This window comes from Pseudomonas sp. H3_E04 (assembly GCF_054668915.1).
Map to the genome: position 1 here is coordinate 3,050,286 of NZ_CP162797.1, position 24,741 is coordinate 3,075,026.

The 24,741-nt window shown below is 61.0% G+C and carries 20 protein-coding genes; 13 read left to right on the forward strand and 7 right to left on the reverse strand.

All coding sequences use genetic code 11. From position 1 onward, the window contains the following. Nucleotides 1-107: 107 nt before the first annotated feature. Complete coding sequence (locus AB4N53_RS13655) at nucleotides 108-722, reverse strand: NAD(P)-dependent oxidoreductase (RefSeq protein WP_460121086.1); 615 nt, start codon at nucleotides 720-722, stop codon at nucleotides 108-110. A 45-nt stretch (nucleotides 723-767) separates the two neighbouring features. Then, nucleotides 768-1,646, reverse strand: coding sequence for an MBL fold metallo-hydrolase (locus tag AB4N53_RS13660; RefSeq protein ID WP_460121088.1), 879 nt, complete (start codon nucleotides 1,644-1,646; stop codon nucleotides 768-770). A gap of 113 nt (nucleotides 1,647-1,759) precedes the next feature. Here AB4N53_RS13660 and AB4N53_RS13665 point away from each other — a divergent pair, with 113 nt between their 5' ends. Both AB4N53_RS13665 and AB4N53_RS13670 read left to right on the forward strand, forming a co-directional pair. After that, nucleotides 1,760-2,665, forward strand: coding sequence for a LysR family transcriptional regulator (locus tag AB4N53_RS13665; protein ID WP_460121090.1), 906 nt, complete (start codon nucleotides 1,760-1,762; stop codon nucleotides 2,663-2,665). Between the two features lie 218 nt (nucleotides 2,666-2,883). Continuing rightward, on the forward strand, nucleotides 2,884-3,060 hold the full coding sequence (locus tag AB4N53_RS13670; protein WP_016773438.1) for a hypothetical protein: 177 nt from the start codon (nucleotides 2,884-2,886) through the stop codon (nucleotides 3,058-3,060). Between the two features lie 46 nt (nucleotides 3,061-3,106). Here AB4N53_RS13670 and AB4N53_RS13675 read toward each other — a convergent pair whose 3' ends face one another. Next, complete coding sequence (locus AB4N53_RS13675; RefSeq protein WP_460064975.1) at nucleotides 3,107-3,997, reverse strand: helix-turn-helix domain-containing protein; 891 nt, start codon at nucleotides 3,995-3,997, stop codon at nucleotides 3,107-3,109. Nucleotides 3,998-4,172: 175 nt separating this feature from the next. Here AB4N53_RS13675 and pobA point away from each other — a divergent pair, with 175 nt between their 5' ends. Both pobA and AB4N53_RS13685 read left to right on the forward strand, forming a co-directional pair. Beyond that, entirely contained in the window at nucleotides 4,173-5,366 is a 1,194-nt protein-coding gene (gene pobA, locus AB4N53_RS13680) for a 4-hydroxybenzoate 3-monooxygenase (protein ID WP_460121092.1), read from the forward strand. Between the two features lie 77 nt (nucleotides 5,367-5,443). Then, nucleotides 5,444-6,961, forward strand: coding sequence for an MDR family MFS transporter (locus AB4N53_RS13685; protein WP_460121094.1), 1,518 nt, complete (start codon nucleotides 5,444-5,446; stop codon nucleotides 6,959-6,961). A 37-nt stretch (nucleotides 6,962-6,998) separates the two neighbouring features. Here AB4N53_RS13685 and AB4N53_RS13690 read toward each other — a convergent pair whose 3' ends face one another. The 4 genes from AB4N53_RS13690 to AB4N53_RS13705 all read right to left on the reverse strand — a co-directional run bounded on the left by AB4N53_RS13690 (nucleotide 6,999) and on the right by AB4N53_RS13705 (nucleotide 10,923). Continuing rightward, on the reverse strand, nucleotides 6,999-7,847 hold the full coding sequence (locus tag AB4N53_RS13690) for a cache domain-containing protein (protein ID WP_460121097.1): 849 nt from the start codon (nucleotides 7,845-7,847) through the stop codon (nucleotides 6,999-7,001). Between the two features lie 129 nt (nucleotides 7,848-7,976). Beyond that, nucleotides 7,977-8,834, reverse strand: a complete 858-nt coding sequence (locus AB4N53_RS13695; protein ID WP_460121100.1) for an ATPase — start codon at nucleotides 8,832-8,834, stop codon at nucleotides 7,977-7,979. Between the two features lie 116 nt (nucleotides 8,835-8,950). Beyond that, nucleotides 8,951-9,943, reverse strand: coding sequence for an NAD-dependent epimerase/dehydratase family protein (locus AB4N53_RS13700; RefSeq protein WP_460121103.1), 993 nt, complete (start codon nucleotides 9,941-9,943; stop codon nucleotides 8,951-8,953). A gap of 92 nt (nucleotides 9,944-10,035) precedes the next feature. Next, complete coding sequence (locus tag AB4N53_RS13705) at nucleotides 10,036-10,923, reverse strand: LysR family transcriptional regulator ArgP (RefSeq protein ID WP_460121106.1); 888 nt, start codon at nucleotides 10,921-10,923, stop codon at nucleotides 10,036-10,038. Between the two features lie 96 nt (nucleotides 10,924-11,019). Here AB4N53_RS13705 and AB4N53_RS13710 point away from each other — a divergent pair, with 96 nt between their 5' ends. From AB4N53_RS13710 to AB4N53_RS13750, 9 genes are all read left to right on the forward strand, one after another. Next, nucleotides 11,020-11,622 carry a LysE/ArgO family amino acid transporter gene (locus AB4N53_RS13710; RefSeq protein WP_016773432.1) on the forward strand — a complete coding sequence of 201 codons (603 nt, stop codon included), beginning with the start codon at nucleotides 11,020-11,022 and terminating at the stop codon, nucleotides 11,620-11,622. Between the two features lie 174 nt (nucleotides 11,623-11,796). After that, entirely contained in the window at nucleotides 11,797-12,393 is a 597-nt protein-coding gene (locus tag AB4N53_RS13715) for a superoxide dismutase (protein ID WP_016773431.1), read from the forward strand. A 327-nt stretch (nucleotides 12,394-12,720) separates the two neighbouring features. Further along, nucleotides 12,721-14,772: a putative bifunctional diguanylate cyclase/phosphodiesterase gene (locus AB4N53_RS13720; RefSeq protein ID WP_016773430.1), complete on the forward strand. Its 2,052-nt coding sequence runs from the start codon at nucleotides 12,721-12,723 to the stop codon at nucleotides 14,770-14,772. Between the two features lie 218 nt (nucleotides 14,773-14,990). Next, a complete protein-coding gene (locus AB4N53_RS13725; RefSeq protein ID WP_217865393.1) occupies nucleotides 14,991-16,343 on the forward strand; it encodes an imelysin family protein in 1,353 nt (450 codons plus the stop codon). A 277-nt stretch (nucleotides 16,344-16,620) separates the two neighbouring features. Next, the gene (locus tag AB4N53_RS13730) at nucleotides 16,621-18,048 is read left to right on the forward strand and encodes a di-heme oxidoreductase family protein (protein ID WP_460125461.1); all 1,428 of its coding nucleotides are present in this window, start codon (nucleotides 16,621-16,623) and stop codon (nucleotides 18,046-18,048) included. A gap of 27 nt (nucleotides 18,049-18,075) precedes the next feature. Further along, nucleotides 18,076-19,140, forward strand: coding sequence for an imelysin family protein (locus AB4N53_RS13735; RefSeq protein ID WP_024014143.1), 1,065 nt, complete (start codon nucleotides 18,076-18,078; stop codon nucleotides 19,138-19,140). A gap of 14 nt (nucleotides 19,141-19,154) precedes the next feature. Then, nucleotides 19,155-20,255, forward strand: a complete 1,101-nt coding sequence (locus AB4N53_RS13740; RefSeq protein WP_460121111.1) for a DUF1513 domain-containing protein — start codon at nucleotides 19,155-19,157, stop codon at nucleotides 20,253-20,255. 166 nt (nucleotides 20,256-20,421) lie between these two features. Next, on the forward strand, nucleotides 20,422-21,570 hold the full coding sequence (locus AB4N53_RS13745; RefSeq protein WP_460121114.1) for an efflux RND transporter periplasmic adaptor subunit: 1,149 nt from the start codon (nucleotides 20,422-20,424) through the stop codon (nucleotides 21,568-21,570). Between the two features lie 13 nt (nucleotides 21,571-21,583). Next, the gene (locus AB4N53_RS13750) at nucleotides 21,584-24,610 is read left to right on the forward strand and encodes a multidrug efflux RND transporter permease subunit (RefSeq protein WP_460121117.1); all 3,027 of its coding nucleotides are present in this window, start codon (nucleotides 21,584-21,586) and stop codon (nucleotides 24,608-24,610) included. Nucleotides 24,611-24,741 lie beyond the last annotated feature (131 nt).

The window sequence follows — 24,741 nt, forward strand, 5'->3', positions numbered from 1 at the left end:
GTGGGAGCGAGCCTGCTCGCGAATGCCATCGTTCACTTAGCATGAATGTTGACTGACATGCCGCCTTCGCGAGCAGGCTCGCTCCCACATTGAGACTTCGCCCGGTCTTAGTAACCGACGGTATAACGCTGCCGCGAATGCTTCGGCGTTTCCACTTCGTCGATCAGTGCAATCGCATAATCGGCAAAGGTGATCCAGCTACGCCCTTCGGCACTGACCAACAAATGATCCTTGCCAACCCGGAATGTACCGCTGCGCTCACCTTCAACAAACTCCGCCGATGGCGACAGGAAAGTCCAGTCCAGTTCCTGCTCGTGACGCAACGCTTCCAGAAAGGCCGCGCCTGCGCTCGCCTCGGCTTTGTATTCGGCCGGGAAACCGGCACTGTCGATCACCCGCGTGTCATCCGGCAGCAACAGCGAACCGGCGCCGCCGACCACCAGCAAACGTTTCACCCCCGCCTGCTTCACCGGCCCGACAATCGCCGAGGCCGGGACGGTGGCGAAATGCGCTGCGCTGATCACCACGTCGTGACCGGCCACCGCCGCTTGCAGCGCCGCCGAATCCAGCACATCGAGGCTCTTGCTGACGACACCGGCGCGATCACTGACCTTTGCCGTATCGCGGGCGATGGCGGTGACGCTGTGGCCGCGACGCAGGGCTTCTTCCAGCAGTTGGCTACCGGCACGGCCGGTGGCACCAATGATTGCGATCTTGCTCATGACATTCTCCAGTTGGCTTGAAAATGCTGCGTGTTCAGGTTCGGCTTACCACTGCATCTCGCCCTTGGCGACTTTCGCGCTGAGCTCCAGCGAGCTTTCCTCGCCGAGTTGCGGGTAGCGCTTTTTCATCGCTGCGATCAGTGCAGCAGAGTCTTTTGCCTTGGCGGTTTCAGCATCGAAGGCCTTGATGTAATCAGCGGTGAATTTCACGCTGGCCAGCGAGCGGCTGCTGTCGCCCAGGTAATGGCCGGGCACCACGGTTTGCGGTTTCAGGCTTTCGATGGTGTGCAGGGTGTGCAGCCAGTCGGCGTGGGATTGCGCGGTCTGGGTGTCGGCCATCCACACATGAATGTTCTCGGCGACCACCACCCCACCGACCACCGCTTTCAGCGACGGGATCCATACGAAGCTGCGATCAGGCTGTTTGCCGTCAAGGCCGATCACCTGCAGTTTCTTGCCTTCGAGGGTCAGGCTGTCGCCCGTGAGCACGTCCGGGACGATGGTTTTCGCCGGCACGTCGGCGCCCATTTTCGGCCCCCAGTAGGCCAGTTTGCCGTCGACGGTGTGCTTGATGTGATCGACGGTCGGCTGCGAAGCCAGCACTTTCGCTTGCGGGAATGCCTTGGTCAGGGTGTCGAGGCCAAAGTAGTAATCCGGGTCGCCGTGGCTGATGTAGATGGTGGTCAATTGCTTGCCGCTGGCGCGGATCTTTTCCACCACTTGCTCGGCCTGGGATTTGCCGAATTGCGCGTCGACCAGAATCGCTTCTTTCTCACCGCTGACCAGCACCGAGCTGACCGGGAAAATCGCCTGGGTGCCCGGGTTGTAGACATCAAGGCTCAGCTCGGCGGCGGATGCATGGGCGGCAAAGCCGAAAAATGCTGCGGCGAGCAGAACGCGTTTGAAGGGGGTGAAGCCGATCATGTGTTGCTCCGGATTGCGAATGCCAGTCTGGCGATGCAACAGAGCTTAGTTGCCAGACTCAGTACAAAAAATGCGATGCTTGGACATAGTTTGTTTCTGAAAGCGGGCAAATCATGGATCGGCTTCAAGCAATGCGGGTATTTGTCACAGTGGTCGATTTGGGCAGTCAGTCGGCGGCGGCCGATCACCTGGACCTGTCGCGTCCGGTGGTGTCGCGCTATTTGGCGGAGTTGGAAGACTGGGTCGGCGCGCGGCTGATGCACCGCACCACGCGCAAATTGAGCCTGACCGCCGCAGGCAGTGAAATCCTCCCGCGTTGTCGGCAAATGATCGATCTGTCGCAGGACATGCAGGCCGCCGTCAGCGAACCCCATGATGCGCCGCGCGGACTGCTGCGAATCAGCGTGAGCACCTCGTTTGGCCAGGCGCAACTGGCCGATGCGATGGCGGCATACGTCAAGCTTTACCCAGGCGTGAGCATCGATCTGCAAATGCTCGACCGCACGGTGAATCTGGTCGATGAGCGTATCGATCTGGCGATTCGCACCAGCAACGATCTTGATCCGAATCTGATCGCCCGGCGCCTGACCGTGTGCCGCTCGGTGGTCTGCGCAGCGCCGGCTTATCTGCTTGAGCATCCGGCGCCGCAGACGGTTGAGGATTTGAGCCGACACAACTGCCTGACCCATTCCTATTTCGGCAAGAGCCTGTGGCATTTCGAGGAGGATGGCGAACCGGTATCGGTGCCGGTACAGGGCAATATCAGCGCCAACGAGGCCAGCACCCTCCTGCGCGCAACCCTGGCCGGCGCGGGCGTGGCGATGCTGCCGACCTACCAGGCCGGCGTGCATATTCACAACGGCGAACTGCTGCGTTTGCTGCCACATGCAGAACCGCGACGTATGAATATCTACGCGGTGTACGCCTCACGCAAACACATGCCGGCGGCACTGCGCAGCATGCTCGACTTTCTCGTGCAGCGCTTTCCCGATGCCCCGGCCTGGGATGCCGGCCTGTAAACCCGATCCCTTGTGGGAGCGAGCCTGCTCGCGAAGAGGCCAGTACATTCAACATTGATGTCGCTTGCACCACCGCCTTCGCGAGCAGGCTCGCTCCCACATGGGCATCAATTCGCTGAATGGCCGGCTAAATCCTCAAGCGCACTCGCTGGCAAGTGCGCGCCGCTGACCTATGCTCAAAGTAATACCGCAAGGTAGACGTTCAGAGGTCGAACACCATGAACATCAAAACAAAAAGATACGCCGCCATCTTCATCACCTGCGCCGCCACGCTGGCGCTGTACGGCACCGCTGCCTGGCGGGTCGAGCAGTTGCGCCAGCTGCCGCGCGAGTATGCGAGCTGCAACTATGAGCGGTGTATTCCGCACAATGCCACGCTGAACGCATTGCGCTGATAGACCTGACCTGGAATGCAACTCCCCCGGGGGTCTGGCGATGTTCTCAGGATTGTTGCTCGGCCTTCAAGCGGTCGCGGAATGCCTTTGGCGAAATTCCCACGCGGCGGCGGAACAGGCGTGTGAAGTTGGTCGGATCGGAAAACCCCAACAACTCCGACATCTCATAAATTGTCATGCTGGTGTAGGTCAGCAGCCGCTTGGCTTCCAGCAATTGCCGCTCGTGCATGATCTGCAACGCCGGTTGCCCGGCCAGTTCACGGCAGGTGCCGTTAAGGTGCGACACGGAAATGCCCAGGCGATGGGCGAGGTCTTCGACCTTGACGTGCTGGCGGTAAGTCTCTTCCACCAACTGAATGAAGCCGTTGAGGTATTCGCGCTGGCGTTGCGGTCGTTGGCTGGCCTTGTGGCGGACGATCGCCTGGCGGCTGACCCAGACCATGATCACACTGACCAGCGAATGCATGAGCATTTCCCGCGCCGGTTGATGGCCGTTGTACTCGGCCTGCAACGCTGAAAACAGGCTATTCAGATAATCGCCATCCTTGCCGGCCGGGTAGTTTTCCGCCCGGGCCAACGCGTGTACCGAATCGCCCAATTGCGCCTGCAAATGGTTGATCAGCGGCGTGGCCAAGGTGACGATGAAGCCTTCAACATCTTCGGAAAAACGAAAGCCGTGCACCGACAACGGTGGCAGCACCTGTATCGCTGGCGTCTCGAGCTGCGTGCGCTGGCCTTCGATTTCAAGCTCTGCCTGACCTTTGAAAACGAACAGCAGCTGGCACAGATCTGCGTGGCGGTGAGGTTTGATTTCCCAATGGTGCTCGCGACTGCGCGAGGAAATGGTTTCACAGTGCAGCAAGTCCGGGGTCGGCCAGTCCAGGCTTTCACCGTAGAGCTTGAACACCGGAATCGAAGGCAGGGCAGGCTTGTTCATACTTCAATCCAGGCCTCGGGTTTATGGGCGATAATCGCACCGATTGGCAGAATGTACAGGTATCGGCTCAGTTTTCACCTTCAATTGACAGACCCGCAAGGGAAAAATGCAAGCACTCGATCCATAAAATCATTCACCGGCTGTTGCTGCGTGAAGCTTGCGAGTCATAAAAACAATGAAAACCCTGAAAACTCAAGTCGCCATTATCGGCGCCGGTCCTTCCGGACTGCTCCTCGGCCAGTTGCTGCACAACGCTGGCATCGACACGCTTATCCTCGAACGCCAGACTCCCGATTACATTCTTGGGCGCATCCGCGCCGGCGTGCTTGAACAAGGCATGGTAGAGCTGCTGCGTCAGGCCGGCGTCGGTCAGCGAATGGATGCCGAAGGCCTGGTTCATGGCGGCTTCGATCTGGCGCTGGACGGGCGTCAGGTGCACATCGATCTGCACGCGTTGACCGGCGGCAAAACCGTGATGGTCTACGGCCAGACCGAGGTCACCCGCGACCTGATGGCCGCTCGTCGGGAGGCCGGCGCGCCAACAATTTATCAAGCGAGCAATGTCGTTCCCCACGGCATGAAAAGCGACGAAGCTTTTGTCACCTTCGAAAAGGACGGTGAAAGCTGGCGCGTCGATTGCGATTACATTGCCGGTTGCGATGGTTTCCATGGCGTTGCCCGTCAGTCCATTCCTGCCGACTGCCTGAAGATTTTCGAGCGGGTCTATCCGTTCGGCTGGCTGGGCATTCTCGCCGACACGCCACCGGTTCACGATGAATTGGTCTACGCCCGCCACGAACGCGGCTTCGCTTTGTGCAGCATGCGTTCGGCCACGCGCACGCGCTATTACCTGCAAGTGCCGGCGGATGAAAACGTCGATGACTGGAGCGACCAGCGTTTCTGGGCTGAGCTGAAAAAACGCCTGCCGCACGCCCTCGCGGAAAAACTGGTGACCGGCCCATCGATCGAAAAAAGCATCGCGCCGCTGCGCAGCTTTGTCGTCGAGCCGATGCAGTACGGGCGCATGTTTCTCGTCGGCGACGCCGCCCATATCGTCCCGCCAACTGGCGCCAAAGGCTTGAATCTGGCCGCCAGCGATGTCAGCACGCTGTTCAACATTCTGCTGAAGGTCTATCGCGAAGATCGCATCGATCTGCTGGAAAAATACTCGGAAATCTGCCTGCGCCGGGTGTGGAAAGCCGAGCGGTTTTCCTGGTGGATGACTTCGATGCTGCATCGCTTTGACGATCACGATGAGTTCAGCCAGCGCATCAGCGCTTCGGAACTGGACTATTTTGTCAGCTCGCAAGCCGGGCAAAAAACCATTGCAGAAAATTACGTCGGGCTTCCGTACGAGGCTATCGAATAGCTTCCTACCGACTTACACTGCGAGCATCTACCCGCGCGCGATGGCCGCGCGGGTCCATCACTGCCCGCAGGTTTTCCGTGACCACTCTCAATCAGCCTGAAACGCCCAAACCGGCCATTCGCAGCGTGCTGGTCGCCTTGATGATGGCGATCTTCCTCGGTGCGCTCGACCAGACCATCGTCGCCGTGTCGATGCCGGCGATCTCCGCGCAATTCAAGGATGTCAGTCTGCTGGCCTGGGTGATTTCCGGTTACATGGTGGCGATGACCGTGGCGGTGCCGATCTACGGCAAGCTCGGCGACCTGTACGGGCGACGCAAACTGATGTTGTTCGGCATGGGCCTGTTCACCCTCGCCTCGCTGTTCTGCGGCATGGCGCAAAGCATGGAACAGCTGGTGCTGGCGCGGATCCTTCAGGGCATCGGCGCCGGCGGCATGATCTCGGTGAGCCAGGCGATCATCGGCGACATCGTCCCGCCGCGTGAACGCGGGCGCTATCAGGGTTATTTCAGCAGCATGTACGCGGTGGCCAGCGTCGCCGGCCCGGTGCTCGGTGGCTACATGACCGAATACCTGTCGTGGCGCTGGGTGTTTCTGATCAACCTGCCGCTGGGCCTTGGCGCGTGGTGGGTGGCACGACGCAACCTGCGCGGCCTGCCGATTCCGCAGCGCAAACCGGTGATCGATTACCTTGGCACGGTGCTGATGATCATCGGCCTCACGGCGTTGCTGCTCGGCATCACTGAAGTCGGCCAGGGTCATTCATCGCGCAGCAGCGAAGTGCTCGGCCTGTTCGCCTGCGCCGTGGTGGTACTGGCGCTGTTCGTCTGGCATGAGCGTCGGGCACGCGAGCCGTTGCTGCCGATGCACCTGTTCGCCAACCGCAGTGCGCTGCTGTGCTGGTGCACGATTTTCTTCACCAGTTTTCAGGCCATCTCACTGATCGTGCTGATGCCGTTGCGCTTCCAGAGCGTCACTGGCGCGGGTGCCGACAGCGCCGCGCTGCACTTGCTGCCATTGGCGATGGGCTTGCCGATCGGCGCCTATTTTGCGGGCCGCCGCACCTCGATCACCGGACGCTACAAACCGCAGATTCTCACCGGGGCGATCCTCATGCCGATTTCGATTCTCGGCATGGCCTTCAGTCCACCACAAGCGACGCTGCTCAGCGGTTTGTTCATGCTGCTCAGCGGTATTGCTGGCGGCATGCAGTTCCCGACCTCGCTGGTCGGCACGCAAAACTCGGTGGAACAACGCGACATCGGCGTTGCCACCAGCACCACCAATCTGTTCCGCTCACTGGGCGGTGCGGTGGGCGTGGCGTTGATGTCGGCGCTGCTGCTGGCGTTGCTGCACGATTCCAGTTTTGCCCACCTGGCGAACAGTTCACTGATCAGCGAGGGGCATTCGGGCAACGTCCTGCTCGATGGCCTGAACGCAGCACCCGGCGAAGCGCAGAACGCCTTGCGCGCGGAGCTGCAGGTGACCTTCCGCCACTTGCTCTGGGTCAGCACGGCAGTCTCGTTGCTGGGGCTGGCGGCGGCGATTGCCATGCCCAACAACCTGCTGCGCGGACGGGAGCACGGCGCGAAATAATTGCCGCAACAAATACCACTGTGGGAGCGGTGTTCGCTCAAGGGCTGTAGTAACCCACCGCGACGAGGAAATGCCCGACCTTTTTCAGGTACGCATGCTTGTCCTCGATCTTGCCGGTCACCGGATTTTTCCAGCGGTATTCATATTCGCCTTCATCCTGCTTGCCGATCAGCGCCAGAATCGGCTCGCCCACAGGTTTGCCTTCCGGGTCCTTGACCTTGCCGAAATCAGTGTTGATCAAACGCAGATTGGTGCCGTGGGCGACATACCGCTGGTTGTTCAGATCGACCACGAAGACATACAGGTCATCCTGCAGATATCCGCCCTTGAGCGAGTTGATCGCCACCAACGTGCCCTTCTCGTCCTTGGCCAGATCCGTCGCGGCTTTATCCAGTAACGCTTTGGCCTGCTCGGCCGAGGCCCGTGGCAGGTAATAACCGACCGCGAGAATGCGCTGCCCGACGCGCTGATAGAACACATGCTTGCGCTCGACCTTGCCGTCGGCCCAGTTCTGCCAGCGGTATTCGGCCTGCTGGATACCGTTGCCTTCCGGCACTTTCAGCGCATCCTTGAACGCCTTCTGCAGATCCGGCCCAAGCACTTCGCTGACATCACGGCCGATCAGCGCCGATGACGGCCCGCCACTGGCAAGCATCACGCCTTTGGTGTCGAGGACGAACACGTAGCGATCCTTGTCGACGAACTCACCCTGGCGGCTGAATGCGGCAAACGCCTTGTCGCCATTGTCGTGGTAATAGGCCAAGGCTTTTTCCAGCAGGGCGATGGCGGCCTGACTGTCATCCCTGGCGGCAGTGGCGGCGCTGGCCTGGCCGAAACCGGCCAACAGAAACAGGCCGAGCCAGGCCACTTTATGCAAAAACCCCATAGCGCATCCCTCGTTCTTTTTGGTGTTTCAAGAGCGTAGACGGCTTGCGGTCATGTAGAGATATTCAGAGCGTTTCTGAACATTGCGCCGTGAGGCTGACAAGCAATGCTCGCCAGCCTCGATCAGCGCTTACGGGCGGGAATTGATCTGTTGCTGCAGGTTCTGGATCTGCGCCTGCAAGCTATTGAGGTTGCGGGTCATCTGCGCGCGGAACGCATCGAACTCGGCAGTATTGCCGCCACCCTGTGGCGCTGCCGGGCGGTTGTCCTGCTGACTTTTCAGCACCACGATGTCCTGCTCCAGACGATCGATCACTGCGCTCGGGTTGCCCTGCTTCTTCAGCGCGGCGATATCGGCGCCGAGGCTTTTGAACTGGGCATCGAAGGCTTTCAACTGGGCATCGACCTTGCTGGTATCGGCCGGAGTACTTTTGATCGTCGCCAGCTCAGCACTCAGGGCTTTGACCTGCGCCTGCAATTGGGTATTGGCGTTCTGTTGTTCGGTGGTCTGCGCGGTCATCTGCGCCAGCCGCTTGTCCAGGTCGCTGGCCTGCCCGGCCACGCCTTGCTGCTGCTTGCTCTGGTCGAGCAGCTTGGCTTCGAGTTGCTTGATCTGCAGCTTCAGCGCTTCGCTGTCGCTGCTGACGTTGCTCTGGCTGGCAACGACCTTGCCGGAAATATCCTGCAGGCGCCCCGCCGCTTCTTCGCTGATGCGCGCAAAGCTTTCCTGGGTGGCGACCAGTTGCTGTTCCATCAGCGAGATCTGCTGGAAGCTCCACCAGGCCAGGCCGATAAAGGCGAAAAACAACGCACCGACCAGCGCCCACAGCGGCCCGGTGCTGGCGGCCTTGACCTTGACCACTGGCGCACTGCGCGAATGCACGGAAGTACGGGGGCCGGGCGCGATGTCATCGTCATCGAACGGGTCGGCGCGCAGGCTTGGCACGTTGTCGAAATCGTCGTCGTGGGCATCGTTTCGCATGGACATTGAGGCAACCTTTGGCAAACGCGGTGATGGCTAAATGCTGCGAAGTATAACCGCCGCAGCCGCAGGCATTGACCCTCAAGCCGCAAGGCGGTTCATTGCCGCCCGGCCGAATCGTTTCAACGGATGTCCTGAGCTTTCCACCACGCACAGAACTCATCGAGGGCAGCCCACAGACTGACTTTCGGGTCGTAGTCGAGATAATGCCGGGCGCGGCTGATGTCGAGGGTGAAATTTTTCTTCATGACTTGCATGCCCAGGCGCGACAGGGTCGGCTCAGGGCGTCCCGGCCAGAGCATGCACGCGCCCTCGTTGAGCGCCGCGACGCTGTAGGCCAGACCGTACGAGCGGTATTTGCGCACCTGATCGACGTCCATCCGCCGCATCACGTAATTGACCACGTCCCACAGCGGCACCGGCGTGCCGTTGCTGATGTTGTAGGCCTTGCCCAGCGCCGAACCTTGGGCCAACAGGCTGCTGAGCATGGCTTCGTTGAGGTTCTGCACGCTGGTGAAATCGACCTTGTTCAAGCCGTTGCCGATGATCGCCAGACGCCCCTTGCGCTGCATCTTCAACAGGCGCGGGAAGATGCTCATGTCGCCGGCACCGGTGACGAAACGCGGGCGCAGGGCGATGGTTTCCAGACCGAATTCCTGGGCACCGAAGACCTTTTGCTCAGCCAGATACTTGGTCGCGGCGTAGGGATGCTTGAAGCGCTTGGGCACTTGCTCTTCGGTCAGGCCGAGATGGTCGCGGCCATCGAAATAGATCGACGGCGACGACAGATGCACCAGCCGCCGCACCCGCTGCTTGAGGCACGCTTCGACGACGTTTTCGGTGACTTCGACGTTGCCCTGATGAAAGTCCTGATAACGCCCCCACACGCCGACAGCACCGGCGCAATGCACCACGGCTTCGACGTCACGGCACAGGTCGCGTACCAGATTGGCGTCGGTCAGATCCCCCGGCACAAATTCCGCCCCCCGGCGCACCAGATGCTCGACACTCTCAGCCCGGCGACCGTTGACCCGCACTTCAAGGCCCTGCTCCAGAGCGAAACGCGCAAAGCGCCCGCCAATAAAGCCACTGGCGCCGGTAACCAAAATTTTCATCAAAAACTCCAGGGAAGCAGCTGCAAGCTTCGAGCTTCCAGATGCAAGTTGAAACGGTGCGTGTTCTTGCTGCTTGACGCTTGTCGCTGCGTTCAAGCCACTAGCCATTGCTTTGAGGAGCGCAGCAGTTGTTCGGTCAGCAGGTTCAGCAACTGGCCGCCATTGCGCCAATGATGCCAGTACAGCGGCACGTCGATCGGTTTATCTGGCAGCAATTCGCACAACTCGCCGCGTTGCAATTGCTCGCGCACCTGCAGTTCCGGCACCAGGCCCCAGCCGAGTCCAGCCTCGGTAAGGCGAATGAAGCCTTCGGAGGACGGGCATAAATGGTGCTCGAACGCGCCGTCGACGCCTAACAGCGCCAGATAGCGATGCTGAAGAAAATCGTCCGGACCGAACACCAGCGCCGGGGTGCGCGGCAGCTGTTCGGCGCGCACGCCATCGGGAAAATGCCGAGCGATGAACGCTGGACTGGCCAGCGCCCGATAGCGCATGGCGCCGAGCAATACGCTGCGTGCGCCGGCCACCGGGCGCTCGCTGGCGCACAGGCAGGCGGCCACTTCACCGGCACGCATGCGCTTGAGGCCGACGGTCTGGTCTTCGACGATCAGGTCGAGCAACAAATGCTGCTCGGCGCAGAAGCCGCCGACCGCCTCGGCCCACCATGTTGCGAGGCTGTCGGCGTTGAGGGCGATGCGCAGGCGATCGGGCAGACCTTCTTCGTCGAGCGCCGGCACCACTGATTGCAAGTCACGCTCGAGCAAACGCACTTGTTGCACATGGTTGAGCAAGCGCCGGCCGATCTCGGTTGGCGCTGGCGGTGTTTCGCGTACCAGCACGGGTTGGCCGACGCGTGCCTCGAGCAATTTGATGCGCTGGGAGATCGCCGACTGCGACAGACCAAGCACCTGCGCGGCGCGGTCGAACCCGCCCTGCTCAACCACGGCGGCCAGCGCGGAAAGCAATTTATAGTCGAACATCAGTTTTCCTAATGGGCGATCAGCACTATTGGTTTTTCTTATACAGCCCCACACCGGAGAATAGCCAGCAAGCATCTTCTTTCAAGGATATTCCCCATGTGGCAAAGCTACGTAAACGGCCTGTTGGTGGCGTTCGGCCTGATCATGGCGATCGGTACGCAGAACGCTTTTGTCTTGGCGCAAAGCCTGCGTCGTGAACACCATCTGCCCGTGGCGGCATTGTGCGTGGTGTGTGACGCGATTCTGGTCGCAGCCGGGGTGTTCGGCCTGGCGACGATCCTGGCGCAGAACCCGACCCTGCTGGCGATCGCCCGTTGGGGCGGCGCAACGTTTCTGATCTGGTACGGCAGCCAGGCGCTGCGCCGGGCCTGCTCGAAGCAGAGCCTTGAGCAAGGCGAGAATCAAACCGTGCGCTCGCTGCGCGCGGTGATGCTCAGCGCGCTGGCGGTCACCTTGCTCAACCCCCACGTTTATCTCGATACGGTGTTGCTGATCGGCTCGCTGGGCGCGCAGCAATCGGTGCCGGGCGCTTATGTGGTCGGCGCGGCGAGTGCCTCGCTGCTGTGGTTTTTCACCCTCGCCCTCGGCGCCGCGTGGCTGGCACCGTGGCTGGCCCGCCCGAGCACTTGGCGCATTCTCGATCTGGTGGTGGCGCTGATGATGTTCGCCGTCGCCGCGCAACTGATCATCGCTGGATGATTAATTGCAATGCTCTGGAACCTCTATCCCACACAGTTGTTGCGTGGTTAAGGCGCGACCCCGGTGCTATGATCCGAACCCTGCGCCGCAAAGAGTAAAAACTCGCCGGTGCATTTCCGGCCGCCCGTGATCGGCCTTGCGCTCACCGCAACAGACCTGATTAGGAGAATCATCATGGCTTTCGAATTGCCGCCGCTGCCTTACGCACACGATGCCCTGCAGCCGCACATCTCCAAGGAAACCCTGGAGTTCCACCACGACAAGCACCACAACACCTACGTCGTGAACCTGAACAACCTGGTGCCAGGCACCGAGTTTGAAGGCAAGACCCTGGAAGAAATCGTCAAGACTTCTTCGGGCGGCATCTTCAACAACGCCGCTCAGGTCTGGAACCACACCTTCTACTGGAACTGCCTGGCGCCAAACGCCGGCGGTCAGCCAACCGGCGCACTGGCAGATGCCATCAACGCCGCGTTCGGTTCGTTCGACAAGTTCAAGGAAGAATTCAGCAAAACCTCGATCGGCACCTTCGGTTCCGGCTGGGGCTGGCTGGTGAAAAAGGCTGACGGTTCCCTGGCCCTGGCCAGCACCATCGGCGCCGGCAACCCGCTGACCAGCGGCGACACCCCGCTGCTGACCTGCGACGTCTGGGAACACGCTTACTACATCGACTACCGCAACCTGCGTCCGAAGTACGTTGAAGCGTTCTGGAACCTGGTCAACTGGAAGTTCGTGGCCGAGCAGTTCGAAGGCAAGACCTTCACTGCTTAAGCTGCACGCCAGTCAAGAAACCCGGCTTCGGCCGGGTTTTTTTATGTCCGCGCATGGCGTTTGTCGCACGGCAAAAGCAGCTTCGCGCCGTTTGCTGCCAGCCTGCAGCCGACTACCATCAGAGACATGAAAAAATCTTTGACCCGGTGCTCAAGTTGCGGGCAACTGCAACCGACACAGTAATTCAGAGCTATTACTCAAATGACCACATGGCGGCCAGGTTACCGGCGAATTTTCCCGTGCCTGATTGTCCCTTTGACGGCCAACCCGGGATTGCCAATACTCATGGCAACTTGACGCTATCCGCACGGAACAAGGAATACCTCTTTGAAGCTGGAACTCAAGAACAGCTTGTCGGTGAAGTTGCTCCGGGTCGTGCTCCTGTCGGCATTGATCGTAGGCGTAGTCTTGAGCTGCGCGCAGATTGTCTTCGATGCCTACAAGACTCGTCAGGCGGTGGCCGGTGACGCCGAGCGCATCCTCGACATGTTCCGCGATCCATCGACCCAGGCCGTCTACAGCCTGGATCGGGAAATGGGTATGCAGGTGATTGAAGGGCTGTTCCAGGACGACGCCGTGCGCCAAGCCTCCATCGGTCACCCCAACGAAGCCATGCTTGCGCAGAAATCCCGCGAGTTGCAGCACTCCAACAGCCGTTGGCTGACCGACCTGATTCTCGGTCAGGAACGCACCTTCACCACGCAACTGGTCGGCCGTGGCCCTTACAGCGAGTACTACGGCGACCTGAGCATCACCCTCGACACCGCCACCTATGGCGAGGGTTTCATTGTCAGCTCGGTGATCATTTTCATCTCCGGCGTGCTTCGTGCGCTGGCATTGGGGCTGGTGCTGTATCTGGTCTATCACTGGCTGCTGACCAAACCGCTGTCGCGGATCATCGAGCACCTCACCGAGATCAACCCGGATCGTCCCAGCGAGCACAAGATCCCGCAGATCAAGGGCCACGAAAAAAACGAACTGGGCCTGTGGATCAATACTGCCAACCAGCTGCTCGAGTCCATCGAACGCAATACCCATCTGCGCCACGAAGCGGAAAACAGCCTGCTGCGCATGGCTCAGTACGACTTCCTCACCGGTCTGCCGAACCGCCAGCAATTGCAGCAGCAACTGGACAAGATTCTTGTCGATGCCGGCAAGTTGCAGCGCCGCGTCGCCGTGTTGTGCGTCGGCCTGGATGATTTCAAAGGCATCAACGAACAATTCAGCTACCAGACCGGCGACCAGTTGCTGCTGGCCCTGGCCGATCGCTTGCGCGCGCACAGCGGTCGCCTCGGCGCCCTCGCCCGCCTCGGCGGCGACCAGTTCGCGCTGGTGCAGGCCGACATTGAACAGCCTTACGAAGCAGCGGAACTGGCGCAGAGCATTCTCGATGACCTCGAGGCGCCCTTCGCCCTCGACGATCAGGAAATCCGCCTGCGCGCGACCATCGGTATCACCCTGTTTCCGGAGGACGGCGACAGCACCGAGAAGCTGTTGCAGAAAGCCGAGCAGACCATGACCCTGGCCAAGACCCGCTCGCGCAATCGCTATCAGTTCTACATCGCCAGCGTCGACAGTGAGATGCGCCGTCGTCGCGAGCTGGAAAAAGACCTGCGTGACGCGCTGATCCGCGACCAGTTCTACCTCGTCTACCAGCCGCAGATCAGTTATCGCGATCACCGCGTGGTCGGCGTCGAAGCGCTGATTCGCTGGCAACATCCGGAACATGGTCTGGTGCCGCCGGACCTGTTCATTCCGCTGGCCGAACAGAACGGCACGATCATCGCCATTGGCGAGTGGGTGCTCGATCAGGCCTGCAAGCAATTGCGCGAATGGCACGATCAGGGTTTCGTCGATCTGCGCATGGCGGTCAATCTGTCCACCGTGCAACTGCACCACGCCGAGTTGCCACGGGTGGTCAACAACCTGCTGCAGATGTACCGCTTGCCACCGCGCAGTCTGGAACTGGAAGTCACCGAAACCGGCCTGATGGAAGACATCACCACCGCCGCCCAGCATCTGCTCAGCCTGCGCCGCTCCGGTGCACTGATCGCCATCGACGACTTCGGCACCGGCTATTCATCGCTCAGTTATCTGAAAAGCCTGCCGCTGGACAAGATCAAGATCGACAAGAGCTTCGTCCAGGACCTGCTCGATGACGACGATGACGCGACCATCGTTCGCGCGATCATTCAACTGGGCAAGAGCCTGGGCATGCAGGTGATTGCCGAGGGCGTGGAAACCGCCGAGCAGGAAACCTACATCATTTCCGAGGGTTGCCACGAAGGTCAGGGCTACCACTACAGCAAACCGCTGCCTGCGCGGGAGCTGGGTATTTATCTCAAGCAGGCGCAACGCAGCAACGCGGCGATTCTTTAACGATCAAAAGATCGCAGCCTCAAAGATCAAAAGATCGCAGCCTCGTTGCACTCGTCAGCTCCTACAGTGAAACGAGGCTGCGATCTTTTGATCTTCTTGCGCAAATAAGAAATATTTCCACCCACGCCTTTACACATAATGCGAAAGATTTGCATTATGTCGCAGTTTTGCGCGCCCCCGGCGCCAGTCCACTCAACTACCGAAGCAGGATGTTCGCCATGATTCGTATGCCTCTGGCTACCGCCAGTCTGCTGGCCATCGCTATTTCCCTCGCCGGTTGCGGCGAAGGCAAGGACAAAGAAAAAGCCTCCGAAATGACTCCGGCTTCCAGCAGTGCTGCTCCAGCCCCTGCCGCTGCACCTGCTCCTGCCGCCGGTAAAGTTGACGATGCCGCCGCCAAGGCTGTGGTCGCGCACTACGCCGACATGGTCTTCGCCGTTTACAGCGATGCCGAATCCACCGCGAAAACCCTGCAAACCGCCGTCGACGCGTTCCTCGCCAAGCCGAACGCCGACACCCTCAAAGCCGCCAAGGCTGCCTGGGTCGCCGCGCGCGTGCCGTACCTGCAGAGCGAAGTATTCCGCTTCGGCAACACCATCATCGACGACTGGGAAGGTCAGGTTAACGCCTGGCCATTGGACGAAGGCCTGATCGACTACGTCGACAAATCCTACGAGCACGCGCTGGGTAACCCGGGCGCCACCGCCAACATCATCGCCAACACCGAAGTGCAGGTCGGCGAAGACAAGGTCGACGTGAAAGAGATCACCCCGGAAAAACTCGCCAGCCTCAACGAGCTGGGCGGTTCCGAGGCGAACGTTGCCACCGGCTACCACGCGATCGAATTCCTGCTCTGGGGCCAGGATCTGAACGGCACCGGCCCGGGCGCTGGCAACCGTCCGGCCTCGGACTACCTGGAAGGCGCCGGCGCCACCGGTGGTCACAACGAGCGTCGTCGTGCCTACCTGAAAGCTGTGACCCAACTGCTGGTCAGCGATCTGGAAGAAATGGTCGGCAACTGGAAGCCGAACGTGGCCGACAACTACCGCGCCACGCTGGAAGCCGAGCCAGGCGAAACCGGCCTGCGCAAAATGCTCTTCGGCATGGGCAGCCTGTCCCTGGGTGAACTGGCGGGCGAACGCATGAAGGTTTCCCTGGAAGCCAACTCCCCTGAAGACGAGCAGGATTGCTTCAGCGACAACACCCACTACTCGCACTTCTACGATGCCAAAGGCGTGCGTAACGTTTACCTGGGCGAGTACACCCGCGTCGACGGCACCAAGCTGACCGGTGCCAGCCTGTCGTCGCTGGTAGCCAAGGCCGACCCGGCTGCCGACACCGCGCTCAAAGCCGATCTGGCCGCGACCGAAGCGAAGATCCAGGTCATGGTCGATCACGCCAACAAGGGTGAGCACTACGACCAGTTGATCGCTGCCGGCAACACCGCTGGCAATCAGGTCGTTCGCGACGCTATCGCCGCGCTGGTCAAGCAGACCGGTTCGATCGAAGCCGCTGCGGGCAAACTGGGCATCAGCGACCTGAACCCGGACAACGCCGATCACGAATTCTGATCACAGCGTCCGCGTCAAAAAGAGGCGACCTTCGGGTCGCCTTTTTCATTCCCGGCACATCACTATCCCTGTGGGAGCGAGCCTGCTCGCGAAGGCTTGATCCGGCGCAGCATTTTCAGCGCGTCGGGCGCCGCTTTCGCGAGCAGGCTCGCTCCCACAGGGTTGGCATGCGCTTCAAGGCTTGCGCGACATCAAGCAAACGATAATTCCTCTTATTCAAACTCCCCCGCCCTGTTAGACTTTGCGCCTTTGTTTTCGCCCGTTTGCAGGATGTCTGATGCCGTCGTTGCCGCTTCGCTTGTCCGCACTGTTGCTGGCCCTGGGCCTGAGTGCCTGCGATGACGCCCCGCGTTTCACCAAGGCCGAGCCGGGTGAAGCGCGTCCGGGCGGTGCGGCGACTGTGCGCAAGAGCGATCAGAACGCCTTCTCCCTGCCATCGGCCAACCTGCCGCCCTCGCGGCGCGTGGATTTCAGTGTCGGCAACAGCTTCTTTCGCAGCCCGTGGGTGATCGCGCCCTCGACCACCACGGCCCGCGATGGCCTCGGCCCGTTGTTCAATACCAACGCCTGCCAGAACTGCCACATCAAGGACGGTCGCGGTCATCCGCCCGCACCTGATGCAAGCAATGCAGTGTCGATGCTGGTGCGCCTGTCGATTCCCGATGCGCCGGCCTACGCCAAAGTCATCGAACAGCTCGGCGTGGTGCCGGAGCCGGTGTATGGCGGGCAGTTCCAGGACATGGCCGTGCCCGGCGTCGCCCCGGAAGGCAAGGTGCGCGTCGACTACACACCAGTGCCCGTACGGTTCAAGGACGGCACCGAGGTCGAGTTGCGCAAACCGACCCTGCAGATCACTCAACTCGGTTACGGCCCGATGCACCCGGACACGCGTTTTTCCGCGCGGGTGGCGCCGCCGATGATTGGTCTGGGCCTGCTCGAAGCGATTCCCGAAGAAGCGATCCTCGCCAACGCCGCCGCCCAGGCGAAAGAGAACAACGGCATCAACGGCCGGCCCAACCAGGTCTGGGATGACCAGTTGCAGAAAACCGTTATCGGCCGGTTCGGCTGGAAAGCCGGGCAGCCGAATCTCAATCAACAGAACGTTCACGCGTTCTCGGGTGACATGGGCCTGACCACCAGTCTGCGGCCATTCGACGATTGCACCGAGGCACAAACCGCCTGCAAACAGGCGCCGAACGGCAATGGCCCGGACGGCGAGCCGGAAGTCAGCGACAACATTCTGCGTCTGGTGCTGTTCTACAGCCGCAATCTGGCAGTGCCGGCGCGCCGTGGCGTCAACGATCCACAGGTGCTGGCCGGCAAGAGTCTGTTTTTCCAGGCCGGTTGCCAGTCTTGCCACACGCCGAAATACACCACCGCCGCCGACGCCGCCGAACCGGAATTGGCCAATCAGGTGATTCGTCCGTACAGCGATTTGCTGCTGCATGACATGGGCGAAGGCCTGGCGGACAACCGCACGGAATTCAAGGCCTCCGGCCGCGACTGGCGCACGCCGCCGCTGTGGGGGATCGGCCTGACGCAAGCGGTCAGCGGTCACACGCAGTTTTTGCACGACGGCCGCGCTCGCAACCTGCTCGAAGCGGTGCTCTGGCATGGCGGCGAAGCGACGGCTGCGCAGCAACAGGTTTTGTCTTTCAATGCCGAGCAGCGCGCTGCGTTGCTGGCGTTTCTGAACTCACTTTAAATACTGAAAAAGCATCGGGAGCCCGACATGTTCCGTCCCAAGTTACTGTTCACCAGCCTTGCCGCGCTCGCCCTCGGCGCCTGCTCGCCGCAGGACCCGCAAGCGGTCACCTCGGCGGCGATCGCCAAATCGGTGATCCTGCCGACCTACACTCGCTGGGTCGAAGCCGACCGGCAACTGGCGGTCAGCGCCCTCGCCTATTGCCAGGGCAAGGAAAGCCTGGAAACTGCCCGTGCCGATTTCCTCCACGCGCAGAAAGCCTGGGCCGAACTGCAACCGCTGCTGATCGGTCCGCTGGCCGAGGGCAATCGTTCGTGGCAAGTGCAATTCTGGCCGGACAAGAAAAACCTCGTCGGCCGTCAGGTCGAGCAACTGGTCGTCGCCCAGCCGCAGATCGACGCCGCCGCCCTGGCCAAATCCAGCGTCGTGGTGCAAGGCCTGTCGGCTTACGAATACATCCTCTTCGATGCCAAGCCTGACGTCGCCAACGACGCGCAAAAAGCCAAATACTGCCCGCTGCTGATTGCCATCGGCGAACGTCAGAAGCAACTGGCCGAGGAAATCCTGCAGGGCTGGAACAACACCGACGGCATGCTCGCGCAGATGAGCAAGTTCCCCAACCAGCGCTATGCCGACTCCCACGAAGCGATCGCCGATCTGCTGCGCGTCCAAGTGACGGCACTGGATACTCTGAAGAAAAAACTCGGCACGCCGATGGGCCGTCAGAGCAAAGGCGTGCCGCAGCCGTTCCAAGCCGACGCATGGCGCAGCCAGTCGTCGCTGACAGCGCTGGAAGCCAGCCTCGCAGCGGCGAAAACCGTCTGGGAAGGCGTCGACAACAAAGGCCTGCGCGGTCTGCTGCCGGCGGAGCAGAAACCGTTGGCGGACAAGATCGATGCCGCCTATGCCGCTTCGCTCAAGCTGTTCGACAGCACCCAGCGCTCGCTGGGCGAAATGCTCGAAGACGACGCCGGTCGCCAGCAACTCAACGATATCTACGACAGCCTCAACGTCGTCCATCGCCTGCATGAAGGCGAGCTGGCCAAGGCGCTGGGCATCCAACTGGGCTTCAATGCCAACGACGGTGACTGATGAGGGCGAGTGCCATGCTGCGACGTCAGGTTCTGACTTTAGGTAGTGCACTGCTGGGAGCAGTGTCGCTGGGCGGCTGGACGCTGTTCAAACGCAAGGATCAGAGCCCGCTGTTGCTGTCGGCGCGCGACGATACTGACGGCAAGCATTACGCCGTCGGCTATCGGCTCGACGGTACGCGGGTATTCGCCACCCATGTCGGCCAGCGCTGCCACGACATCATCAACCACCCCACGCAGCCGCTGGCGCTGTTCGTTGCACGGCGTCCGGGTACCGAGAGTTACCTGATCGACCTGCGCGACGGCAAGCTGCTGCAGACCGTGACCTCGCAGCCGAACCGGCACTTCTACGGCCATGCCGTGGTGCACAAGGACGGCGAATACCTGTACTCCACCGAGAACGACACGAGCGATCCCGGCCGTGGCCTGCTCGGCGTGTACAAGTTCGAGGGCGAACGGCTGGTGCACACGGGCGAGATTTCTACCCACGGCCTCGGCCCGCATCAGGTGTCGTGGATGCCCGACGGCGAGACGCTGGTGGTGGCCAACGGCGGGATTCGTACCGAAGCGGAAAGCCGCGTCGACATGAACCTTAACGCCATGGAACCGAGCCTGGTGCTGATGCAGCGCGACGGCACATTGCTGAGCAAGGAAACCCTCGCCCAGCAGATGAACAGCGTGCGCCACCTGGGCATCGCCAGTGACGGCACCATCGTCGCCGGCCAGCAATTCATGGGCCCGTCTCACGAGCGCTCCGAGCTGTTGGCGATCAAGCGGCCGGGACAAGCGTTCGTGGCATTCCCGGTGGCAGAGGATCAATTGCAGGCGATGGGGCACTACACCGCCAGCGTCGCGGTGCACAGCGATCTGCGTCTGGTCGCATTGACGGCACCGCGCGGTAACCGTTTCTTTATCTGGGATCTGGACAGCGGCGAACTGCGCCTCGATGCGCCGCTGCCGGATTGTGCCGGCGTCGGAGCAGTGAAGGATGGCTTTGTCGTGACCTCGGGTCAGGGCCGTTGCCGTTACTACGATTGCCGTCAGGAACAGTTGCTGGCCAAGCCGCTGGAATTGCCGGCGGGCCTCTGGGACAACCATCTGCACTTGATGGCGTAAAACACCCTCAAAAAGTCGCAGCCTTCGGCAGCTCCTACTTTGGAATGCAATCCCCTGTAGGAGCTGCCGAAGGCTGCGATCTTTTGCTGTGTTGGCAGTTGGATTCCCTGCCACTCTCGGAGTAATGTGCCCGCCTGTCTCATGATTTATCCAAGGAACTGGACTTATGCTGCGTCGCCGCATGCTGATCATGTTGGGTGTTGTTTTGCTGCTCGTCCTGGTGCTGGGCGGATACAAAGCCTTTTCGATCTACACGATGATCCAGGGCTTTTCCAAACCCAAGCCGCCGATCAGCGTCGCCGTGGCCACTGCCGGCGAACAGCCGTGGCAGATGCGCCTGCCCACCGTCGGCACGCTCAAGGCGCTGCAAGGCGTTGACCTGAGTCTGGAAGTCGCCGGCACCGTCACTGAACTCAAATTCGAATCCGGGCAAAAGGTCAAGGCCGGACAACCGCTGCTGCAACTCGACAGCGCCGTCGAATCCGCTCTGCTGGAAACTGCTCGCGCCGATCTCGGCCTGGCGCAGCTTGATTTCGGCCGTGGCGCGCAACTGGTCGACAGCCGCGCGATCTCCAAAGGCGAATACGACCGCCTCTCCGCCGTGCTGCAAAAGAACAAGGCCACGGTCAATCAGCTCAACGCGTCGCTGGCGAAAAAGCGCATCCTTGCGCCGTTCAGCGGCACCATCGGCATCCGTCAGGTCGACGTCGGCGACTACCTCGCCAGCGGTACCAAAATCGCCACGCTGCAGGACTTGAGCAGCCTCTACGCCGACTTCTACGTGCCGGAGCAATCGGTGCCGAAACTCGCTATCGGTCAGCCCGTACAGTTCACCGTCGCCGCGTATCCCGGACAGAACTTTGCCGGCAAGATCAGCGCGATCAACCCGATCGTTGAAAGCACCACGCGCAACATCCTCGTCCGCGCCACGCTGGCCAACCCCGACGGCAAGCTGTTACCGGGGATGTTCGCCAGCCTTGAGGTGCTGCTGCCCGATCCGCAGAAACACATCGTGGTACCGGAGAGTGCGATCACTTACACCCTGTACGGCAACTCGGTGTACGTGGTCGGGCAAAAGAAGGCTGAAGACGGCAGCGTCGCCAAGGATGACAACGGCCAACCGCTGCTGATCGCCGAACGCCGGTTCGTCGAGACCGGGGAACGCCGCGATGGCCTGGTGATGCTCAACAAGGGCGTGCAGAGCGGCGAACAGGTGGTGACGGCGGGCCAGATCAAACTGGACAACGGTGCCCACATCGCCATCAGCGACGACAAGACCCTCGGCCAGCAGAACAGTCCGCCGCGCGCCGACTGATCAAGGAATCCTCATGGCTTTTACCGATCCGTTCATCCGCCGCCCGGTGCTCGCCACCGTGGTCAGCCTGCTGATTGTGCTGCTGGGCTTCCAGGCCTGGAGCAAGCTGCCGCTGCGCCAGTACCCGCAAATGGAAAACGCCTTGATCACGGTGACCACGGCGTACCCCGGGGCCAACGCCGAAACCATTCAGGGCTACATCACCCAGCCGATGCAACAAAGCCTGGCCAGTGCCGAGGGCATCGACTACATGACTTCGGTCAGCCGGCAGAACTTCTCGGTGATCTCGATTTACGCGCGCATCGGCGCCAACACCGACCGCTTGTTCACCGAGCTCCTGGCCAAGGCCAATGAGGTGAAGAACAAGCTGCCGCAGGACGCCGAAGACCCGGTGCTGAGCAAGGAATCCGCCGATGCTTCGGCGCTGATGTACATCAGCTTCTTCAGCAAGGACCTGAGCAACCCGCAGATCACCGATTACCTGTCGCGGGTCATCCAGCCGAAACTGGCGACGCTGCCGGGCATGGCCGAAGCGGAGATCCTCGGCAACCAGGTGTTCGCCATGCGCCTGTGGCTCGACCCGGTGAAACTCGCCGGCTTCGGCCTCAGCGCCGCCGACGTGACTGCGGCGGTGCGCCAGTACAACTTCCTCTCCGCCGCCGGCGAAGTGAAAGGCGAGTACACCGTCACCAGCATCAACGCCAACACCGAACTGAAGTCCGCCGAAGCCTTCGCGGCGATTCTGCTGAAGGTCGATGGCGACAGCCGGGTATTGCTGCGTGATGTCGCGCGGGTGGAAATGGGCGCGGAAAACTACGATTCGATCAGCTCATTCGGCGGCACGCCGTCAGTGTACATCGGCATCAAGGCCACCCCCGGCGCCAACCCGCTGGACGTGATCAAGGAAGTGCGCAAGCTGATGCCCGAGCTGGAAGCGCAGCTGCCACCGAACCTGAAAAGTGAGATCGCCTACGACGCGACGCTGTTCATTCAGGCCTCGATTGATGAGGTGGTGAAAACCCTGTTCGAAGCGGTGCTGATCGTCATCGTCGTGGTATTCCTGTTCCTCGGCGCGCTGCGTTCGGTAGTGATCCCGGTGGTGACCATTCCACTGTCGATGATCGGCGTGATGTTCTTCATGCAGATGATGGGTTACTCGATGAACCTGCTGACGCTGCTGGCGATGGTGCTGGCCATCGGTCTGGTGGTGGACGATGCTATCGTCGTGGTGGAAAACATTCACCGGCACATCGAGGAAGGCAAGACGCCGTTCGACGCAGCGCTGGAAGGCGCTCGGGAAATCGCCATGCCAGTGGTGTCGATGACCATCACCCTGGCGGCGGTGTATGCGCCGATCGGTTTCCTCACCGGGCTGACCGGGGCGTTGTTCAAGGAATTTGCGCTGACCCTGGCCGGCGCAGTGGTGATTTCTGGCGTCGTGGCCCTGACGCTGTCGCCGATGATGTGCGCGTTTCTGCTGCGCCACGAAGAGAATCCCAGCGGCCTGGCCCATCGTCTCGACCGGATTTTCGACGGGCTCAAGCGCCGCTATCAAAGCATGTTGCACGGCACGCTCAATACCCGGCCGGTGGTACTGGTGTTCGCGGTGATCGTGCTGTGCCTGATTCCTGTCTTCCTCAAATTCACCAAGTCGGAACTGGCGCCGGACGAAGACCAGGGCATCATTTTCATGATGGCCAGCGCGCCGCAGCCGACCAACCTCGACTACCTGAGCACCTACACCGACGATTTCATCACCATCTTCAAAGAGTTCCCGGAGTACTACTCTTCGTTCCAGATCAATGGCTATAACGGCGTGCAGGCCGGTATCGGTGGTTTCCTGCTCAAGCCATGGAACGAGCGCAGCCGCACGCAGATGGAAATCCTCCCCGAGGTGCAGAGCAAGCTGGAGAGTATTCCCGGCCTGCAGATCTTTGGTTTCAACCTGCCCTCCCTGCCCGGCACCGGTGAAGGCCTGCCCTTCGAATTCGTAGTCAACACCGCCAATGACTACGAGTTGCTGCTGCAAGTCGCCGAGCGCATCGAGAAACGCGCCATGGAGTCGGGCAAGTTCGCCTTCGTCGACCTCGATCTGGCGTTCGACAAACCGGAAGTGGTGGTGGATATCGACCGCGACAAGGCCGCACAGATGGGCGTGTCGATGCTCGACCTCGGCGGCACGCTGGCGACCTTGCTGGGCGAGGCTGAGATCAACCGCTTTACCATCGACGGCCGCAGCTACAAGGTCATCGCCCAGGTCGAACGGGCCTACCGCGACAATCCTGACTGGCTGAACAATTACTACGTGAAAAACACTCAGGGCGAATTGCTGCCGCTGTCGACCTTGATCAAGGTCAGTGACCGCGCCCGACCGCGCCAGCTCAATCAGTTCCAGCAACTCAACGCGGCGAAGATTTCCGGTTTCCCGCTGGTGAGCATGGGCGAAGCCATCGACACCGTGCTGCAGATTGCCCGCGAAGAAGCACCGGCCGGGTTTGCCTTCGATTACGGCGGCGCCTCACGGCAGTACGTGCAGGAAGGCAGTGCCTTGTGGGTCACGTTTGCCCTGGCACTGGCGATCATCTTTCTGGTGCTGGCCGCGCAGTTCGAGAGCTTCCGCGATCCGCTGGTGATTCTGGTGACGGTGCCGCTGTCGATCTGCGGTGCGCTGATTCCGTTGTTCCTCGGCTGGTCGAGCATGAACATCTACACCCAGGTCGGGCTGGTGACGCTGATCGGCCTGATCAGCAAGCACGGCATCCTGATCGTCGAGTTCGCCAACCAGTTGCGCAAGGACAAGGGCCTGAGCGCCCGTGAAGCCGTCGAGGAAGCAGCGGCGATTCGCTTGCGCCCGGTGCTAATGACGACGGCAGCAATGGTGTTCGGCATGGTGCCGCTGATTCTGGCGACCGGTGCGGGTGCGGTGAGCCGCTTTGATATCGGCATGGTGATTGCCACGGGGATGTCGATTGGCACGTTGTTTACGCTGTTCGTGCTGCCGTGTGTCTACACCTTCCTGGCGAAACCGGATCGCAAATAACAGGCATCACCCTGTGGGAGCGAGCCTGCTCGCGAATGCGGCAGTTCAGTTGATCGTTCCCACGCTCTGCGTGGGAATGCAGCTCGGGACGCTGCGCGTCCCATTGGAACGCGCAGCGTACTTTGAGGCGT

Bases quoted from the DNA above. Each gene is read 5' to 3' on its own strand.
- AB4N53_RS13655 (WP_460121086.1), bottom strand. From the start codon at position 722: ATGAGCAAGATCGCAATCATTGGTGCCACCGGCCGTGCCGGTAGCCAA.
- AB4N53_RS13660 (WP_460121088.1), bottom strand. From the start codon at position 1,646: ATGATCGGCTTCACCCCCTTCAAACGCGTTCTGCTCGCCGCAGCATTT.
- AB4N53_RS13665 (WP_460121090.1), top strand. From the start codon at position 1,760: ATGGATCGGCTTCAAGCAATGCGGGTATTTGTCACAGTGGTCGATTTG.
- AB4N53_RS13670 (WP_016773438.1), top strand. From the start codon at position 2,884: ATGAACATCAAAACAAAAAGATACGCCGCCATCTTCATCACCTGCGCC.
- AB4N53_RS13675 (WP_460064975.1), bottom strand. From the start codon at position 3,997: ATGAACAAGCCTGCCCTGCCTTCGATTCCGGTGTTCAAGCTCTACGGT.
- pobA (WP_460121092.1), top strand. From the start codon at position 4,173: ATGAAAACCCTGAAAACTCAAGTCGCCATTATCGGCGCCGGTCCTTCC.
- AB4N53_RS13690 (WP_460121097.1), bottom strand. From the start codon at position 7,847: ATGGGGTTTTTGCATAAAGTGGCCTGGCTCGGCCTGTTTCTGTTGGCC.
- AB4N53_RS13695 (WP_460121100.1), bottom strand. From the start codon at position 8,834: ATGTCCATGCGAAACGATGCCCACGACGACGATTTCGACAACGTGCCA.
- AB4N53_RS13700 (WP_460121103.1), bottom strand. From the start codon at position 9,943: ATGAAAATTTTGGTTACCGGCGCCAGTGGCTTTATTGGCGGGCGCTTT.
- AB4N53_RS13705 (WP_460121106.1), bottom strand. From the start codon at position 10,923: ATGTTCGACTATAAATTGCTTTCCGCGCTGGCCGCCGTGGTTGAGCAG.
- AB4N53_RS13710 (WP_016773432.1), top strand. From the start codon at position 11,020: ATGTGGCAAAGCTACGTAAACGGCCTGTTGGTGGCGTTCGGCCTGATC.
- AB4N53_RS13715 (WP_016773431.1), top strand. From the start codon at position 11,797: ATGGCTTTCGAATTGCCGCCGCTGCCTTACGCACACGATGCCCTGCAG.
- AB4N53_RS13725 (WP_217865393.1), top strand. From the start codon at position 14,991: ATGATTCGTATGCCTCTGGCTACCGCCAGTCTGCTGGCCATCGCTATT.
- AB4N53_RS13730 (WP_460125461.1), top strand. From the start codon at position 16,621: ATGCCGTCGTTGCCGCTTCGCTTGTCCGCACTGTTGCTGGCCCTGGGC.
- AB4N53_RS13735 (WP_024014143.1), top strand. From the start codon at position 18,076: ATGTTCCGTCCCAAGTTACTGTTCACCAGCCTTGCCGCGCTCGCCCTC.
- AB4N53_RS13740 (WP_460121111.1), top strand. From the start codon at position 19,155: ATGCTGCGACGTCAGGTTCTGACTTTAGGTAGTGCACTGCTGGGAGCA.
- AB4N53_RS13745 (WP_460121114.1), top strand. From the start codon at position 20,422: ATGCTGCGTCGCCGCATGCTGATCATGTTGGGTGTTGTTTTGCTGCTC.
- AB4N53_RS13750 (WP_460121117.1), top strand. From the start codon at position 21,584: ATGGCTTTTACCGATCCGTTCATCCGCCGCCCGGTGCTCGCCACCGTG.